Origin of the sequence: Campylobacter lari subsp. lari (assembly GCF_013372185.1) — a bacterium.
In the GTDB taxonomy this organism is placed as follows: domain Bacteria; phylum Campylobacterota; class Campylobacteria; order Campylobacterales; family Campylobacteraceae; genus Campylobacter_D; species Campylobacter_D lari.
This window is the reverse complement of record NZ_CP053830.1, coordinates 786,388-802,881: the sequence shown is the minus strand read 5'-3', so window position 1 is coordinate 802,881 and position 16,494 is coordinate 786,388. Positions and strand designations below refer to the sequence as shown.

At 28.9% G+C, this 16,494-nt stretch carries 17 protein-coding genes; 11 read left to right on the top strand and 6 right to left on the bottom strand.

The features are described 5' to 3' along the window. Positions 1–55 precede the first annotated feature (55 nt). The 11 genes from CLLT_RS04305 (at position 56) to msrA (ending at position 11,051) form a co-directional block, all read left to right on the top strand. Positions 56–1,252 (top strand): DUF2920 family protein, encoded by a 1,197-nt coding sequence (locus CLLT_RS04305; protein WP_074692107.1) that lies wholly within the window; start codon positions 56–58, stop codon positions 1,250–1,252. Positions 1,253–1,332: 80 nt separating this feature from the next. Next, positions 1,333–2,649 carry an MATE family efflux transporter gene (locus CLLT_RS04300; RefSeq protein WP_070256912.1) on the top strand — a complete coding sequence of 439 codons (1,317 nt, stop codon included), beginning with the start codon at positions 1,333–1,335 and terminating at the stop codon, positions 2,647–2,649. Next, entirely contained in the window at positions 2,625–3,290 is a 666-nt protein-coding gene (locus tag CLLT_RS04295; RefSeq protein WP_070256914.1) for a M48 family metallopeptidase, read from the top strand. The genes CLLT_RS04300 and CLLT_RS04295 overlap by 25 nt, the downstream gene beginning before the upstream one ends. A gap of 76 nt (positions 3,291–3,366) precedes the next feature. After that, entirely contained in the window at positions 3,367–4,881 is a 1,515-nt protein-coding gene (locus tag CLLT_RS04290) for a hypothetical protein (RefSeq protein WP_074692104.1), read from the top strand. Then, positions 4,862–7,060, top strand: coding sequence for a carbamoyltransferase HypF (hypF, locus tag CLLT_RS04285; protein ID WP_012661502.1), 2,199 nt, complete (start codon positions 4,862–4,864; stop codon positions 7,058–7,060). The genes CLLT_RS04290 and hypF overlap by 20 nt, the downstream gene beginning before the upstream one ends. 63 nt (positions 7,061–7,123) lie before the next feature. Then, positions 7,124–7,858, top strand: a complete 735-nt coding sequence (gene hypB, locus CLLT_RS04280) for a hydrogenase nickel incorporation protein HypB (protein ID WP_012661501.1) — start codon at positions 7,124–7,126, stop codon at positions 7,856–7,858. Continuing rightward, a complete protein-coding gene (locus CLLT_RS04275) occupies positions 7,858–8,139 on the top strand; it encodes a HypC/HybG/HupF family hydrogenase formation chaperone (protein ID WP_039663709.1) in 282 nt (93 codons plus the stop codon). Before hypB ends, CLLT_RS04275 begins: the two co-directional genes overlap by 1 nt. Beyond that, complete coding sequence (hypD, locus tag CLLT_RS04270; RefSeq protein ID WP_012661499.1) at positions 8,126–9,217, top strand: hydrogenase formation protein HypD; 1,092 nt, start codon at positions 8,126–8,128, stop codon at positions 9,215–9,217. Before CLLT_RS04275 ends, hypD begins: the two co-directional genes overlap by 14 nt. 1 nt (position 9,218) lies before the next feature. Next, a complete protein-coding gene (gene hypE / locus CLLT_RS04265) occupies positions 9,219–10,190 on the top strand; it encodes a hydrogenase expression/formation protein HypE (protein ID WP_041570276.1) in 972 nt (323 codons plus the stop codon). Then, positions 10,190–10,555: a hydrogenase maturation nickel metallochaperone HypA/HybF gene (locus CLLT_RS04260; RefSeq protein WP_012661497.1), complete on the top strand. Its 366-nt coding sequence runs from the start codon at positions 10,190–10,192 to the stop codon at positions 10,553–10,555. The genes hypE and CLLT_RS04260 overlap by 1 nt, the downstream gene beginning before the upstream one ends. Continuing rightward, the gene (msrA, locus tag CLLT_RS04255) at positions 10,545–11,051 is read left to right on the top strand and encodes a peptide-methionine (S)-S-oxide reductase MsrA (RefSeq protein WP_070256916.1); all 507 of its coding nucleotides are present in this window, start codon (positions 10,545–10,547) and stop codon (positions 11,049–11,051) included. Before CLLT_RS04260 ends, msrA begins: the two co-directional genes overlap by 11 nt. Here the strand turns inward: msrA and CLLT_RS04250 are convergent. From CLLT_RS04250 to CLLT_RS04225, 6 genes are read right to left on the bottom strand one after another with little or no spacing between them, the layout of a single operon-like run. Continuing rightward, positions 11,048–11,248, bottom strand: a complete 201-nt coding sequence (locus tag CLLT_RS04250; RefSeq protein ID WP_070256917.1) for a YgaP family membrane protein — start codon at positions 11,246–11,248, stop codon at positions 11,048–11,050. The two genes, msrA and CLLT_RS04250, sit on opposite strands and share 4 nt — an antisense overlap. A 59-nt stretch (positions 11,249–11,307) precedes the next feature. Further along, complete coding sequence (locus CLLT_RS04245; RefSeq protein WP_070256924.1) at positions 11,308–11,913, bottom strand: Crp/Fnr family transcriptional regulator; 606 nt, start codon at positions 11,911–11,913, stop codon at positions 11,308–11,310. Between the two features lie 39 nt (positions 11,914–11,952). Beyond that, positions 11,953–12,477 carry a thiol peroxidase gene (gene tpx, locus CLLT_RS04240; protein ID WP_012661493.1) on the bottom strand — a complete coding sequence of 175 codons (525 nt, stop codon included), beginning with the start codon at positions 12,475–12,477 and terminating at the stop codon, positions 11,953–11,955. 54 nt (positions 12,478–12,531) lie between these two features. Continuing rightward, positions 12,532–14,559: an ATP-dependent helicase gene (locus CLLT_RS04235; protein WP_074692102.1), complete on the bottom strand. Its 2,028-nt coding sequence runs from the start codon at positions 14,557–14,559 to the stop codon at positions 12,532–12,534. 7 nt (positions 14,560–14,566) lie between these two features. Continuing rightward, positions 14,567–15,811 (bottom strand): ArsS family sensor histidine kinase, encoded by a 1,245-nt coding sequence (locus CLLT_RS04230; protein ID WP_070256928.1) that lies wholly within the window; start codon positions 15,809–15,811, stop codon positions 14,567–14,569. Beyond that, entirely contained in the window at positions 15,808–16,482 is a 675-nt protein-coding gene (locus CLLT_RS04225; protein ID WP_012661490.1) for a response regulator transcription factor, read from the bottom strand. Before CLLT_RS04225 ends, CLLT_RS04230 begins: the two co-directional genes overlap by 4 nt. Between the last annotated feature and the right edge of the window lie 12 nt (positions 16,483–16,494).

The following is a 16,494-nucleotide window of genomic DNA, read 5'->3' as shown; positions in this document are numbered from 1 at the left end:
TTATTTTTAAAAATTTAACGATATAATGTCGTTAAATTTTTATTTTGGAAAATAAATGCTCAAAAATGAAACTTATTTTATTGATTCTTGTGATGATGTAGAACTTGGTATAAAAAGAGAAAGTAAATTAGAATACAGAATCACTTATGATGATAGTAAGCAAATGAAAGCTATTGTTTGTATTATCTCTGGATTTGGAGATGATGCAAATAGCGATTATAGAAGACATTTAGCTGAAACCATTTGTAATAATTTTGATGTAATTGTACTTAGTGTTGAGTATCATTGTATTGGTTCAAGATTAAATAATGGTGCAAAAATAGTATTTGATGATATAGATGAATTTATACTAGAGCATTCATGCAAAGCTTTTGGTATAAAATGGAAAGATTTTTCTTATGATGATTTAAAATACATAGACCAACAGATGATTGAATTAAAATCAACAAATAAAATTCGCAATCAAAATAAAATTCAACTTAGTGCCACTTTAAAACCAACTAAAAATGAGTATCAAAATTTTGGCATCATGCAAGCAATAGATATATCTAATGCTATATTGCATGTAGAAAAAAATATGGGGGGGGGTATACCAGTAATTTTAGTTGGCAGTTCTCATGGAGGATATTTAGCAAATTTATGCGCTAAAATAAGTCCTTGGATTGTAGATGGTATAATAGATAATTCCTCTTATGCTTTAACACCTCTTGCATATTTGGGTTTTGCTAAAGAAATCGATTATACCAAGAACTGCGAATTTTATATAAATTATTCTAAAAATATTGATTTGTTTTTATTTACTAAAAGTTTTTGGACATCTAATCAATACTCTTCTTGCTATTTTTCTAATGCAAGAAAAAGTATTAGAGATATTTTAAACTATGAACATTTAAAACTTCAATCAAGTTATAGAAAAATTCCTTATATTAGTTATCACAGTATATATGATACCATAGCGCCATTTAAAGATAAAAAAGAATTATATGGGTTTTTAGATAAATTAGGATTTGATGTTTATTTATATGAAATTAATTGTGAAAAGCAAATAGATGGTAGATTGATTAAAGATTTAAATCATGGATTAGGAATGTCGATAAAAACTTTAACCAAAAAACACTTGCCACAAATTCTACAAAAATCTTTAAAAGATAAAACTTGCAAAAAAGAAATTTCTTATAAATGCGATGATTTAGTATATGCTTTTAAAGAAGATAACAATCAGATTATTTTAAGTATAGTAAATTCAAACTAACATTATTTATTTTATAAAAAGTAATTTTTAAGTAAAATTACTTTTTACTTTCAAAAAAAATATTAATAAAAAGAGCATTTATGGCAAGCAAACAACTTTCACTTAAACATCTTAGTATGCCTATATTACTTGAAATGTTTTTAAGGTATTTTTCTTTGATTATTAATACCGTGATGGTTTCGCAGTATTCTAACTTTTTAGTTGGAGCTATGGGTGCGGGTAATCAAGTAGCAGATTTATTTATCATTATTTTTAGTTTTCTAAGTGTGGGTTGTAGTGTAGTGATCGCTCAAGCTTTAGGGGCTAAAGATTACACTCTAGCAAGAAAGGCAATTCACCAAAGTCTATTTTTAAATGCCTTGCTTGGTTTTATGTGTGGAAGTTTGATTTTATGGCATGGAGAGTTTTTACTCTATCTTTTACAAATTCCAAATGAGCTTTTAAAAGATAGTGCAATTTACTTACATATGCTTGGAATTTGTTTGTTTTTTGATGCTATGGGCATAGTTTTGGCTGCTATTATTAGGGTGTATAATATGGCTTATTGGGTTATGTTTACTACCTTATTGATGAATATTGTGATATTTATAGGAAATTTTTATGTGTTGCATTTTACTAAGCTAGAACTTTTTGGAGTAGGGCTTAGTAATATACTTGGGCGCTTGGTAGCCTTTAGCATGCTTATAGCAATACTTAGTTTTAAGCTCAAAATTCATCTTAAAATTAAAGAGATGATAAACCTTGAAAAATCTGTGCTTAAAAAGATTTTTAATATCGGTGGTTTTGCAGCAGGAGAGCATTTGATATGGTTTATACAATACACCATAGCTTTTGCTTTTGTAGCAAGTTTGGGTAAAGAAAATTTAAGCGTTCAAACGATTTATTTTCAAATTTCTTTGCTTATCATGCTAGTAGGACAAGCCATAAGCGTAGCAAATGAAATCATCATAGGTAAGTTAGTCGGCGCTAAATACTTAAATGTGGCCTATAAACATACTTGGATAGCTTTGTATTTTAGCGTGGTAGCAAGTGCTTTTGTAGCTTTGCTTAATTATGTTTTACAAGATTTTACTATGGGTGTAGTAAAGCTTGAAGAGAGTTTAAAAGAACTTATGATACCACTTTTTACTCTTTCAATTTTCTTAGAAATTTCAAGAACTTTTAATATAGTCATGGTGAATTCACTAAGAGCAAGTGGTGATGCGAGATTTCCGTTTTTAAGTGGAGTGGTATTTATGCTTGGAGTTTCTTTACCAGTTGGTTATGTGCTTTGTTTTTATGCTGGACTTGGAATTTTAGGAGTTTGGATAGGTTTTTGTGCAGATGAGTTTTTACGCGGTATAGTAAATTCATATAGATGGAAAAGTAAAAAATGGCAAGGCAAAGCACTGGTATAAAAGGAATTTTAGAATTTAAAGAATTTCGTTTTGCTTTTGAAAAGAAAAAACTTAAATATCTAAGACTTAGGATAGATAGGGATTTGAATTTCAAGCTTAGTATACCGCTATATTATGAGCAAAGAGATGTTTTAAGATTTTTAGAAAAAAATGAAAGCTGGATTAGAGCCAAAGAAAAAGAACTTTCTTTAAAAAGGGTAGTTTTAGCAAATAATGAGTTGTATTTTTTAGGTAAAAAATATAAGCTAATTTTTAATGAAAATCATAAAAAAGTTCTCATAAAAAATGATAAAATTTTTGCAAAAAATCAAAAGTCCTTAGATCTTTTCTTAAGGCGTAGTGCTAGGGTGATTTTTGAGTATTTTATAAAAAAATGGCAATTTGTCTTCAAGAGAAAGGTACAAAGAATTTGTATTAAAGAAATGATTTCAAGATGGGGTTCTTGCAATCATCAAAAAGCATATATAAACTTAAATTTAAAACTCATACAAAAACCTATAAAAGCTATAGAATATGTGATTTTGCATGAACTTACACATTTAATCTACCCACATCATCAAAAAGAATTTTATGATTTTTTGCATAAATTAATGCCTGATTACAAAGCAAGAGAAGTTTTTCTAAAAAGTCTTATTTTTTAAGTATATTTTTAAGCTTTCCTTAGAATTAAAATTGTTATATTTATGCTTTAAAAAATTTAATTTTAAGGTTTTTAACTTGCTTTTAGAAATTACTTTTGATTATAAATCTAAAAACGATATTTTTGAATATTTGTTAGATTATTATGCCAAAGATTTTACTTATGATTATGAGCAAAAAGATGAAAAAATCATCATTAAAGTTAAAGGCGAAAAAGATGAAATTCAAGCCTTTTGTTCTAATTTAGAAAATATCAGTCACAGTGTTTTTTTAAACAAATTTGACTTAAAAGTTATAGAAGAAGATTTTACACCTATAAAAAAAGAAAAAACCTTCACTAAAAGAAGTTTTTTAACAAGACTCAATGCAAATGCTTATACTAATGGTGAATTTTTAGAAAATGAATGGGGTGTTTTTGTAGAAGAAGAGTTTAAAATAGAAGAAGATTTTATAAAAATTACTAAAGAAAATTTCTGCGATAATTTAAAAAAAGCCTTAGAAAAATTAAAAAACAAAGAAAAAATATATTTAAAAAACTCAAAAGGAATATATGCTTTTGAAATTTTCAATGAAGCATTAGATGATTTTTTAATGCCAAGTGACCCAAAGCATATCAATGCATTTTTTTCCTGTAATAACGAGCAGTTTAAAATCTTAGCAGGGGTTGAAAAACCTCTAATGAGGCTTAAATTTAATGCTATTTTTAGACAAAATCATCAATTAAATCATGAGTATTTTAAAATAAAAATATATGATAATCTTTTCTTGTTTGCCTTATGTTTTGAACTTGAAAAAGAAGGGATTAAGTTTTTAAATTTTAAAAAGCTAGAACATTTTGAAGATGATTTTGAAGTGACTTTAATCGAAAATGAGCTAGTAGTTTGCAGGGGTTATGATTATATTTTACCTGAGTTTAAAAATTTGATTTTTCAAAAAGAAGATAAAAATTTTGCAAGAATTTCTTGTATATTGTCTGATTTTAAAGACAAAAAGCCTTTACTTTTAGAACTTAGTAAAAAATATGATGATATTATTTTACTCGATAAAGAAATCAATCTTTTAAAACTAAATTTACCAAAAAGCTTTGATGAATTTTATGAAAATATAAGTCAAGATGATGTTGCTAAAAGATTACTAGCTAATTATGAAAAAGAATTTACCTTAGTGCGAAAAGAACTAAACACGGCTAATAATTTTTTTAATCTTTTTGGCATGGTAGGGATGATTTTAGAGCTTAGTAAAGACGAGCAAAAGGCCGCATTAGCGCTTTTGGCCTTAGCAGATGAGAGTAAAATGGCAAAAGGTGTTAGGATAGATTTTAAACTTAATGAACAAAAAGAATTTGATTATACTAAGACCTTAAGAAGCGTGATGAGCTTTAAGCTTGCTGGAGTAGAAAATCAAATCATAGCCTTGGGTGTTGTTGAGAGTTTGGCGTATTTTTTAAGAGATTTATTTGATGATTTAAAAGTTAAAGAGCAAGTTGATTGTGCCGTGCTTAGTGGAAGCTTGTTTGAGCATAAAAGCCTTAGTAAAAATGTATTTAAACACATACCATTTTTTAAGTTAAGTGATGTCCCACTTTGGATATGAAATTCATATTAAAGGGCTAGTGCAAGGCGTTGGCTTTCGCCCTTTTGTTTTTAATATAGCTAAAGAGCTTAATTTAAAAGGTGAGGTTTATAATAATAGCTTAGGTGTTGTTATAATACTTGAGTGTAGCAATGATGAATTAGAAATTTTTAAAGAAAAACTTTTTGCTAATTTACCACCTTTAGCTAGGATAGATGATTTTAATTTTTCTTATAAAAAACTTCAAAAAACTTATAATGAATTTAGCATAAGTACTTCACAAGATAGTGAAAAATTTAGCCCGATTTTAAGCGATTTTGCTCTTTGTGAGGATTGCTATAATGAATTTTATGATGAGAAAAATCCGCGTTTTAAATACCCTTTCATTACTTGTACAAATTGCGGGCCAAGATTTTCTATTATAAAAAAACTTCCATATGATAGAGTTAATACGACTATGAATGAGTTTAAAATGTGTTCTTTTTGTCAAAGTGAGTATGATGATCCTACTAATCGTCGATTTCATGCCCAGCCACTTTCATGCCCAAAATGTAAAATTACTATTTTTTTAAAAGATAAAAATCAAAATATTTTAGCCAAAGATGAAAAAGCTTTTATCTTGCTTGCAAAGCTTTTAGAAGAAGGTAAAATCATAGCTTTTAAAGGTATGGGTGGGTTTCATTTAATTTGTGATAGCACAAATAAAAATGCTATAAATGAACTTAGAATACGCAAAAATCGCCCTAAAAAGCCTTTTGCTATCATGGTAAAAGATCTTAAAATGGCTCAAGAATTAGCTTTTATCAATGAAGCTGAGGCAAAACTTTTAACTTCAAATTTAAAACCCATAGTTATTTTAAATAGCAAAAATATCCATAAAAGCTTAGCGCCAGATACTAATAAAATAGGTATTATGTTAGCTTATATGGGAACGCATTTAATGCTTTTTGAACATTTTAAAAAACCTATCATTGCAACAAGTGCTAATTTAAGCTCACAAAGCATTATTTATGAAGAAACAAAACTTTTAGAGCAACTTAGCGATGTGTTTGATTTTTATCTTGATTATGATAGAGCAATATATAACTCAAGCGATGATAGCATTGCTCAAGTTATTGGTAAAGAGGTAATGTTTTTAAGGACTTCAAGAGGTCTTAACCCACTTTATATCAATACAGCAGGTATTTTTAATGCAAAAGAAAATATTCTAGCTCTAGGAAGTGAGTTAAAAAACGAATTTGCATGTTTTTTTAAAAATCAAATTTTTATTTCTCCTTATATAGGTGATATGAAAAGTTTAGACATACAAGAGAGATTTTTTAAAATTTTAACTTTCTTTCAAAACTCTTATAAGTTAAATTTTGATCAAATTTTAAGCGATAAACACCCACAATTTAACTATGTAAAAGAATTTAAAGATTATAAAAATTTTCGCGTGCAACACCACTATGCGCATTTATGTGCTTGTTTATTTGAACATAAAATTTACAAAAATGATGTTTTAGCCTTTGTTTTTGATGGGACAGGTTATGGAGATGATGGAAAAATTTGGGGTGGGGAGATTTTTAGAGCAAATTTAAAAAGCTATGAAAGGCTAAATCATTTTAAAAATTTCAAACTAATTAATGCAGATATTAAAAACATTGCAAATTTAGCTTTGGCTTTGATTTTTGATTTTAATTTAGAAAGCAAAGCTAGCGAGTTTTTAGCTAAATTTTCTCAAGTAAAATTAAACAATCTTAAAAAAATTCACACTCAAAGCTCTTTATATACGAGTTCTCTTGGTAGGATTATTGATGCTTTTGGCGCTTTTGCTTTTGATATGCAAAAACTTGATTATGAAGCACAAATTGGACTTTTGATGGAAAAATATTATGATAAAAATCTTGATTATAATTACAAATTTGATATCTATGAAAAAGAAATTTGCTTTAAAAATGCCTTTTTGCAAGCTTTAGAAGATAAAGATAAGGTTAAAATTAGCACTGGTTTGCTTAATGGCATTGCAAATTTAATTATAGAATATTCAAAAGATTTTAAAGAAGAAGTGCTTTTATGTGGCGGGGTATTTCAAAATAAAACCTTGCTTGAAATTTTAGTTCGAAAAAATTTTGCTTATAAAACTTCCTTACAATTTCCTTGCAATGACAGCTCTATTGCGCTTGGACAACTTGTGCATTATTTATCTTTAAAAACTTAATAAAACTCATATTTTTTTAATGCTTTTTTATATACAATAAAATAAAAATATAAAGGAAAGATTATGTGTAAAGATTGCGGCTGTTCTATTAATGGACATGAACATCATCATGATCACCATCATGAAAATCCAGCTTTAAAAGATGAAAAAACTATTAATGTTATTAGCAAAATTTTATCAAAAAATGATCATCAAGCAGCTCATAATAGAGAGCATTTTAATGAGTATAATACTCTTTGTATTAATCTAATGAGTTCTCCAGGAAGCGGTAAAACAACACTTTTAGAAGAAACTATAAAAACTTTAAAAGATGATTTAAAAATAGCTGTGGTTGAAGGAGATTTAGAAACAAATAATGATGCAAATCGCATTATTAAAGCAGGAGGCTTAGCTCATCAAATTACTACAGGACAAACTTGTCATTTAGATGCTTTTATGGTGCATGAAGCTTTACATCATTTTAAACTTAGCGAACTTGATATAGTTTTTGTTGAAAATGTGGGAAATTTGGTATGTCCTGCAAGTTATGATTTGGGCGAGCATTTAAATGTAGTTTTACTCTCAGTAACAGAAGGTAGCGATAAGGTAGAAAAATATCCTGTGATGTTTAGAAAGGCTGATTTATTAATCATCACTAAAGCTGATTTGGCTAAGCATTTTGATTTTGATTTTAAAGCAGCTTCTATGGCAGCTAAAAGATTAAATCCTAAAATAGATATTATGATTTTAGATAGCAAAACAAAAACAGGATTTGATCTTTGGATAAATTATCTAAAAATGAAAAAGGAGCTTAGCTAATGTGCCTTTCTATACCTTCTAAAATTTTAGAAATTGATGAGCTAAATTCAGCCATAGTAGAAACTTTAGGGGTTAAAAGAAGAGTAAGTTTGGATTTAATAAGCGAGCCTTTAAAAGTAGGCGATTATGTGCTTATACATGTGGGTTTTGCTATGGAAAAAATCGACACTCAAGCTGCGCAAGAGAGTTTAAAAATTTATACAGATATAGCAGATAAAATGCAAAATGGGCAAATTGATGAAAATGAGGGTGATATGGGGCTAAAAAATGGATTTAATTAATGATTTTAGAGATAAAGAAAGAATTTTAGCCTTAAAAGAACTTATTGCTTCTAAAATTACTAAGTCTATTAATATCATGGAAATTTGTGGTGGACATACGCATAGTATTATGAAATTTGGCTTGCCTGATTTATTGCCAAAAGAAATTAATTTTGTTCATGGCCCAGGCTGTCCTGTGTGTGTTATGCCAAGAGAGCGTATTGATGTAGCTTTAAAACTTGCAAGTATACCAAATACTATCTTTTGTGTATTAGGCGATATGCTTAAAGTGCCAGGAAGCTATGAAAGCTTAATTGATCTTAGAGCTAAAGGTGCTGATATTAGAGCGCTTTATACACCTTTGGATGTGATAGATATAGCTTTAAAAAATCCTGAAAAAAATATAATCTTTTTTGCCATAGGTTTTGAGACTACAACCCCTATGAGCGGGGTGATTATAGAAAAAAGTATAGCCTTAAATTTAAAAAATTTATTTTTTCATATCAATCATGTATTAGTTCCACCTGCGGTAGAAGCTATCATGCAAGATGAAAATGTAAAAATTGATGCCTTTTTAGGGCCTTCTCATGTTAGTGTCATCACAGGATCAAACATTTATGAACCTATTGCTAAAAAATATAAAACCCCTATAGCAGTGAGTGGTTTTGAACCGGTTGATATAATGCTTAGCGTGTTAAATATAGTAGAGCAAATGAATGCAAATACTTTTGAAGTTTATAATGAATATCACAGAGTAGTTAGTAAAGAAGGAAATTTAAAAGCCAAAGCTTTAGTGGAAAAATACTTTAAACCTTGTGATTTTGAATTTAGAGGTCTTGGAGTGATTGTAAATGGCGGGCTTTGTTTAAAAGATGAATTTGCTCACTTAGATGCTAGCAAGGTGTTTGATTGTAAAGTACAAAGTAAAGATGAAAGTAAGGCTTGCATTTGTGGTCAAATTTTAAGAGGCTTAGCTAAGCCTTATGATTGTAAGGTGTTTGCAAAAGCTTGCACTCCAAAAAATCCCATAGGTAGCTGTATGGTTTCTAGTGAAGGAGCTTGTGCGGCTTATTATAAATACTATCAAGATAAGGCATAAAATGAAGCAAATTACTTTAGCCCATGGTGGCGGTGGCGAAGAAATGAATGCTTTGATAAATGAAATTTTTTCTATTTTTGAAAATGATGTTTTAAAAGAAGCAAATGACGCTGCTATTTTAGATGATCTAGCTTTTAGCACAGACTCTTTTGTACTAAACCCTATCTTTTTAAAAGATATAAATATAGGAAAATTAGCAGTTTGTGGGAGTGTTAATGATGTATTAATGGTGGGAGCAAAACCGCTATATTTATCACTAGCTTTGATTTTAGAAGAAGGTTTTGAGATAGAAAAATTAAAAATTATATTAAATTCCATTAAAGAAGAATGCGATAAAGCGGGAGTAAAGCTAGTTTGCGGGGATACCAAAGTTGTTCCTAAAAATAAAGGCGATGAAATATATATTAATACTTCATGTATAGGTAAAAATATACAAAAAATCAATACCAAAAACTTAAAAAGTGGTTGTAGTATCTTAGTTTCAAGGGATATTGGAGCTCATGGTTGTGCGGTTTTGGTTGAAAGAAATAATTTAGAGGCAAATATCCAAAGTGATTGCAAAAGCTTAAAAAATGAAGTTTTGGCACTTTTAAATGCAGGTATTTCTATAAAAGCAATGCGTGATGCTACGCGTGGTGGACTTAGTGCGGTTTTAAACGAATGGTCTAAATTAAGTAATTTAGAGCTTTTAATATATGAAGAAAAAATTCCAGTTTGTGATGAAGTTTTAGGGGTTTGTGAGCTTTTTGGGTATGAGCCTTATGAGCTTGCAAATGAAGGAACTTTTATTATTTGTGTAGATAAAAAAGATGAGCAAAAAGCATTAAAAATTTTAAAACAATTTAACGCTAATGCAGCCATTATAGGTGAAATCACACCAAATGAAAAAGCAAGAGTGGTTTTAGAAAATGCTTATGGAGCAAAACGCATTTTAGAAACTCCAAAAGGCGAACTTTTACCAAGAATTTGCTAATGCATGAGTTAAGTATTACAGAATCTTTACTAGAGCTTTGCGAAGAATATGCTCAAGGAAAAATTATTGAAGAAGTGCATGTTAAAATAGGGCGTTTAAGTGGGGTTGAACCTCCACTTTTACAAAGAAGCTTTGAAACTTTTAAAGAAAATAGTCCCTTGTGTAAAAATGCTAAATTTATTATGCATATTCAAGAAGTAGTAGTTGAGTGTCAAAAATGCCATTTTAGTGGAGTGCTTGAAAATAATATCTTTTGGTGCCCAAAATGTGAAGATAAAAATTTAAAGATTATAGATGGAGAAGAACTTTATCTTATGCAACTTGTTTTAAAAGAAAATGAGGATTTAGAAAATAATGACAAATAAAGAAATCATCTTAGGTGCGGGTTGCTTTTGGTGCACTCAAGCTGTGTTTGATGAAATTAAAGGCGTAGTTTATACAGAAGTAGGTTATAGCGGCGGTAAGCCAAATCCAAGTTATGAAAGCGTGATAAATGGCGATGAAAATATAGAAGTAGCTAAGATAATTTATGATGAAAAACAAATTTCATTAGAAAAAATCTTAGAAATTTTTCTCAAAATGCATGATCCAACAAGCCTAGATAAGCAAGGTGCTGATGAGGGGATGCAATATAGATCAGTTATTTTTTATCAAACTAATGAGGAGTTAAAAATCATTAGTGATTTTTTACAAAAAGTACAAAAATATTATGCTAAAGCTATAGTTACGCAAGTTTTAAAATTAGAAAAATTTTATAAGGCTGAGGATTATCATCAAAAATATTTTAAAAATAATCCCAACCAAGCTTATTGTAGATTTGTCATTACACCAAAGCTAGAAAAATTAGCAAATCATTCCTAATTTTTCTTTTTAGAAATAGGGCAAACCCCAAGTGGACAAGCTTGTTTTCCACTAAGCACTCTTATAGGACAAACAGCAAAAAGACCTGTTAATAAAGGAATTAAACCCAATAACCCCCACCAAGTTGAAAAATAAACTCCTAAAGAAAACGCCACTATGGCTAAAGCTATTCTTAGCACTCTTTCTAATTTACTCATAATTTCTCCTTTTTTTGTTGATATTATAAATAAATTTTAAAAGTATTTCTGTGATAAAGTTACAAAGAAATTAGTATTATTTTAGATCTTTCAAGTTTGATTTTACCTTCTTTTTCCAATTCTTTTAAAATTCTTGAAACAGCTTCTCTGGCGCTTCCTAAGTGATTAGCTAAAGCTTCATGGGTAATTTTTAAAGTATTGTTGCTAGCATTTTCTTTCAAAAAATCACAAATTCTAGAAGATAAAGGCGCAAATAAAGCCTGTTCTAAAACTTTGATTAAAGTGTTAAAACGCTTAGTGATTAAACTTAAAACATAATTATTAATTTTTGGGTATTTTTCTTTTAAAATTTGAAAAATCGATGAGGGGATGATGGCTATACTTGTATTTTGAGTACTTTGTATAAAAACATCATAAGATATACCATCCATATTACACTCAGAGCAAATAACACATTCATCATTTTCTTTAAGGTGAAAAAGTGTTATTTCTTTTGCATTTGGGGTTAAAATAAAAGCTCTAAGCTCGCCTTTTAAAATTTTTATAAATCCTAAACATTTATCATTAACCTTAAAGTCTTTTTCAATGTTTATTATTTGTAAGTGTTCTTGTATGAGTTTGAGATCTTGTTTTTCTATTTCAAAACGAGAAAGAAAATTTTCCATGTTTTTAAGTTTTAAAAGCCTATAAAAGGCTTTTAAATTTTAGTGGCAACCACAACCACCACATCCACAACTTTGACCAAAGAAGCTTTCTAAAGCTTGCATATTTGGAAGTTCTGTTACTTCATTTACTAATTCTTTATAAGCAACCACACCATCTTTAACTACAAACACTGCTCTAGCTAAAATTCCCTCAAGTGGACCATCAGCCATTAAAACACCATACTTTTCACCAAATTCTTTAGAAACAAAATCACTTGCAACAGTTAAATTATCTATACCTTCAGTTGAACAAAAACGACCCATAGCAAATGGTAAGTCCATACTAACTACGATTACTTCTACACCACTTGCTGCTGCTTTTTTATTAAATTCTCTAGCTTCTGTTGCACATACTGGAGTATCAAGGCTTGGCACGCTGATAATAATTTGAGTTTTACCTTTTGGAGCAATTTCAACACCTGAAAGATCTTTAGCTTTTAAAGTGATATTTGGAGCCATATCGCCAACTTGGATGTTATTTCCTTTTAAATTTACTTTATTTCCTTTGAATAATACACTATTCATTTTTTCTCCTTGAATGATTTTTATTAATCATAATATAAAAAGATTAATAAAGTCTTATTTTTGTTCTTCTTTACACATACCTGCTTCGATTAGAAAACACGATGGTTGATAATTACTTTTTTTAATCTTGTCATATTTTGCATAGCTTAGATATAAAGTATCTTTGGCCCTAGTAACTGCTACATAAAATAATCTTCTTTCTTCTTCTAAACTACCACCCATGCTCATGAGTTTTTGGTTTGGAAATCTACCTTGTGCAAGATCTATCACAAATACAAGTTCAAATTCAAGCCCTTTGCTAGCGTGTATGCTTAAAAGATTTACCCCATTTCCATTACTCATTTCACTTGCGCCAAGGGTTAGAAAATTATAGTATTTGTAATTATCGCTATAATTTTTTGCAAGTTCTTTTAAGACAAACATTTTTGCGCTGATTTTTTCTAAAATTTCATTTTTTTTGTTTAAATCGACATTAGAGTTTTTATTAGTTGCTCTTTTTGTGGCTAAAATATCACAAATTTCTTTAAAATAATCATTTTCTAAAATCAAATTTACAAGTTGGGTTGAAATTTTGCACTCACTTGCTTTTTTGATAAATAAATACAATTTTTCTAAATTTTTTGCACAAGTTTCGTTGATTTTAGGCAAACTTAAAATAGGGTGGGTATTAAACTCACTTTCTAAATTAAATCTTGAAGGAGAAGCTAATTCTTCGATATCATCAAAAAGTCCAAGTTGATAGCTTTGCTTTTTGTATTTTTTCAAATTTATGCTAGTATCAGGCTCTAAAAAGCCTTTGATTAAATTAGCATGGCCAAGCTTTAAAAGAGAATCAAAAATATCCTTAGCCAAAACTCCGCCAACGCCTTTTGTGTATTCAAGTAAATGTATAAAAGCCATGATATCTTTTGGGTTTAAAATAATCGCTAGCATAGAGCAAAATGCTTTTACTTCCAAGCTTTCAAAAAAGCTTCCACTACCTTTTCTTTTGCTTGATATACCAAGTTCTCTTAAGGCTACTTCTATGCCATCTGCGCTTGAGTTATTTCTAAAAATAACTGCTATTTCATTTAAATCAACCCCGCTTTGTAAGATGATTTTAGCAATGGTAGAATATTGATCAAATAATTCATTAAAAGTAAGCAAACTTGGTGCTTTAAAATCGCCTTCTCTAGTAACAATTAATTCTTTAGGATATAATCTTTCATTATTTAAAATGACTTTATTAGCCAAGGCAAGTATGTTTTTACTTGAGCGATAGTTTTTATTGAGTGTGAAAATTTTAGCATCTAAAAATCTATCTTTAAAACTTCCTATAATGGAAATATCAGCTCCATTAAAAGCATAAATACTTTGATCATAATCGCCCACGCAAAATAAACTTTTGCTTTTAAATGCATCAATTAACGAGCCTTGCAAAGTATTTGTATCTTGATACTCATCTACTAAAATTTCATCAAATTCAAAATGATGTTCTTTTAAAGCATGTTTTAGTTTAATTAGCAAATCATTAAAATCAACATAATTAAAACGCGCTTTTTCTTCTTCGTATTCTTTTAAAATATCTTCATAAATTTCAGCATATACGGCTTGTTCATCGTAATTTTGACAAAACCATTCATAAAAATTATCTAAATTTGAATTTGTATTTTGAAATAAAGAATACACATCGTATAAATAACTTGCCATGTAAGGTTTGACATCACTTAAATGATGAAAAGTTCTTTTTTCAAAAATAGATCGCAAAAGAACCTTTAGCTCGCTTGCTTGTTTTAAAATGATCTCATGATTTAGTTGTTTTAAAAGCGTATAGGCAGTGCTGTGAAAAGTCCCTGCTGTGATTTTTGAAGTGATATTTTTATCAAAATATCTTCCAAGTCTTTCTATCATTTCTTTGCTAGCTTTATTGGTAAAGGTTAAAAGCATGATTTTTTCAGGATTTGTGCCATTTTGAAGTAAAAAGGCTATCCTTGCAACTATGGTTGAAGTTTTGCCTGTGCCTGCACTTGCTATGATGAGATTGTGCCCAAAAGGAGCACAAGCTGCTTTGTATTGTTCTTCGTTTAAGCGTGATAGGGGCATATTTTTCCTAAGCTAAGGTAATATTTTCTAAATTTTTAAAATAAAAATAATTATAACCATCTTTGTATTCATAAAAAAGTTTTAATTTATGTGCATCAAGTATGGTTTTTACTATGTATAATCCAAGTCCAAAACTATCTTTGTTTTTCTTTCCTTGTGTGAAAGCTTGAGTGTAGTATTTTAAGTCTTTATCTAAGGCTTTTCCTTGATTTTTAAAACAAAGATAATCTTTAGTGATTATTATAGTTACAATATTTTCATCAGAATATTTTATAGCATTATCTATCATATTTTTCATAGCAGTGGTAAATAATTTAAAATCCACATTCACACTAAAGCTTTCTTTAATGCTAGTTTTGATTTTATTTTCATCATCATTCATTGCTATATCTTTTGCTTCATCTAATAAATCTAAAATGTTGTATTTTTTTAAATTTATCAAACCAGCACCTGATGTGATTTGCTCAATGGCTGCAAATTCGTTGATTAAAATTTCTAAGCGATTAAAAGCTCCTACTAATCTTTCTTTATACTTGCTATCTTCAAGCATTTCTAAGGTAATTAAGCCTTTAGTTATAGGGGTTTTTAACTCGTGCATGATATTTCTTAAAAAAAACTGCCTTGAAGTATTTAATTTTTGAATTCTTAAAATAGACTCATAAAATGCTGTTGCAACTTGAGAAATTTCATCATTTCCCTTGCTAACATTTTGAATTTCATTGAGTTTGTTTTCACCAAATTTATCTATTTGTCTTTTTAAGGCTCTTAATGGCTTTAATTTTCTTATGATAAAAATATATAAAATCAATAAAACCATTACTACTATACTAGCAATAAGCTTAATCACAAAATATCTATAACCTTGATATTCTAAATCTTTATACAAATAAAGCTTACCATCAAAAATGATTTTTAAATACACATTATCTTCTAAAGTAATGATTTCAACCACACCTGTACTAGTTTGAGCGCGTGCTATAGTTTCAGCTTTATAGATGATTTTTCTTATAGAAGATGGTGTGGTTAATTCTATCATCTTGTAATTTTTTGTTTGCTCATAAAATTCTTTTTCACTAATTACATGATTAAAATACAATAATCTTGCATTAGCTATAAAAGAATATTTCGCATTAAGCTCATTAGTGTAATTTTGCTGATCATATTTTATAAGCCATAAAAATGCTAAAATCACACTAACACTAGCAAGCAAAAAAACAAAAGTTATGGTATAAAAAATTGATGATTTATTCATTGGGTTAATTTATATCCTATACCTCTGATTGAATGAATGTATTTTGGGGTTTTAGGATCATCTCCGATTTTTTGCCTGATTCTACTTATGATTACATCTATACTTTTATTGCTTGAATCTTCGCTAATTGAACTACAATTATACACAAGCTCTTCTCTGCTTACCACTCCACCTTCTTTTTTGATTAAATAACTTAAGATATCAAACTCAGCATTAGTAAAACTGATTTCTTGATCTTTCATGGTAATAGTGTGTTTGTATTTATCATAAACAAGATCTTTTTTTACTTGAGTTTGTGCACTTTTGGTAGTTGAAATTCTTCTTAAATGGCTTTTAATTCTTGCTTGAAGCTCTTGAGGATTATATGGCTTTGGTAAATAATCATCAGCTCCTAAATCAAGAGCTGCAACCTTATCACTAATATCATGTCTTGCGCTTGAAATGATGATAGGAGTATCGTATTTTTTACGAATTTCTTCACACACTTCAAGACCATCAAGTCCAGGTAAGCTTAAATCTAAAATGATTAAATCATAAGGATTTAAAGCAAGTCTTGAAAGACCTATATAAGGCTCATGAGCAATATCCACTTTCATATCAAATTGCTCTAAATATTCAGCTATAATCTCAGCTAATTCTAAATCATCTTCTATCATTAAAATATTTGTCATTTTCTTCCTTTC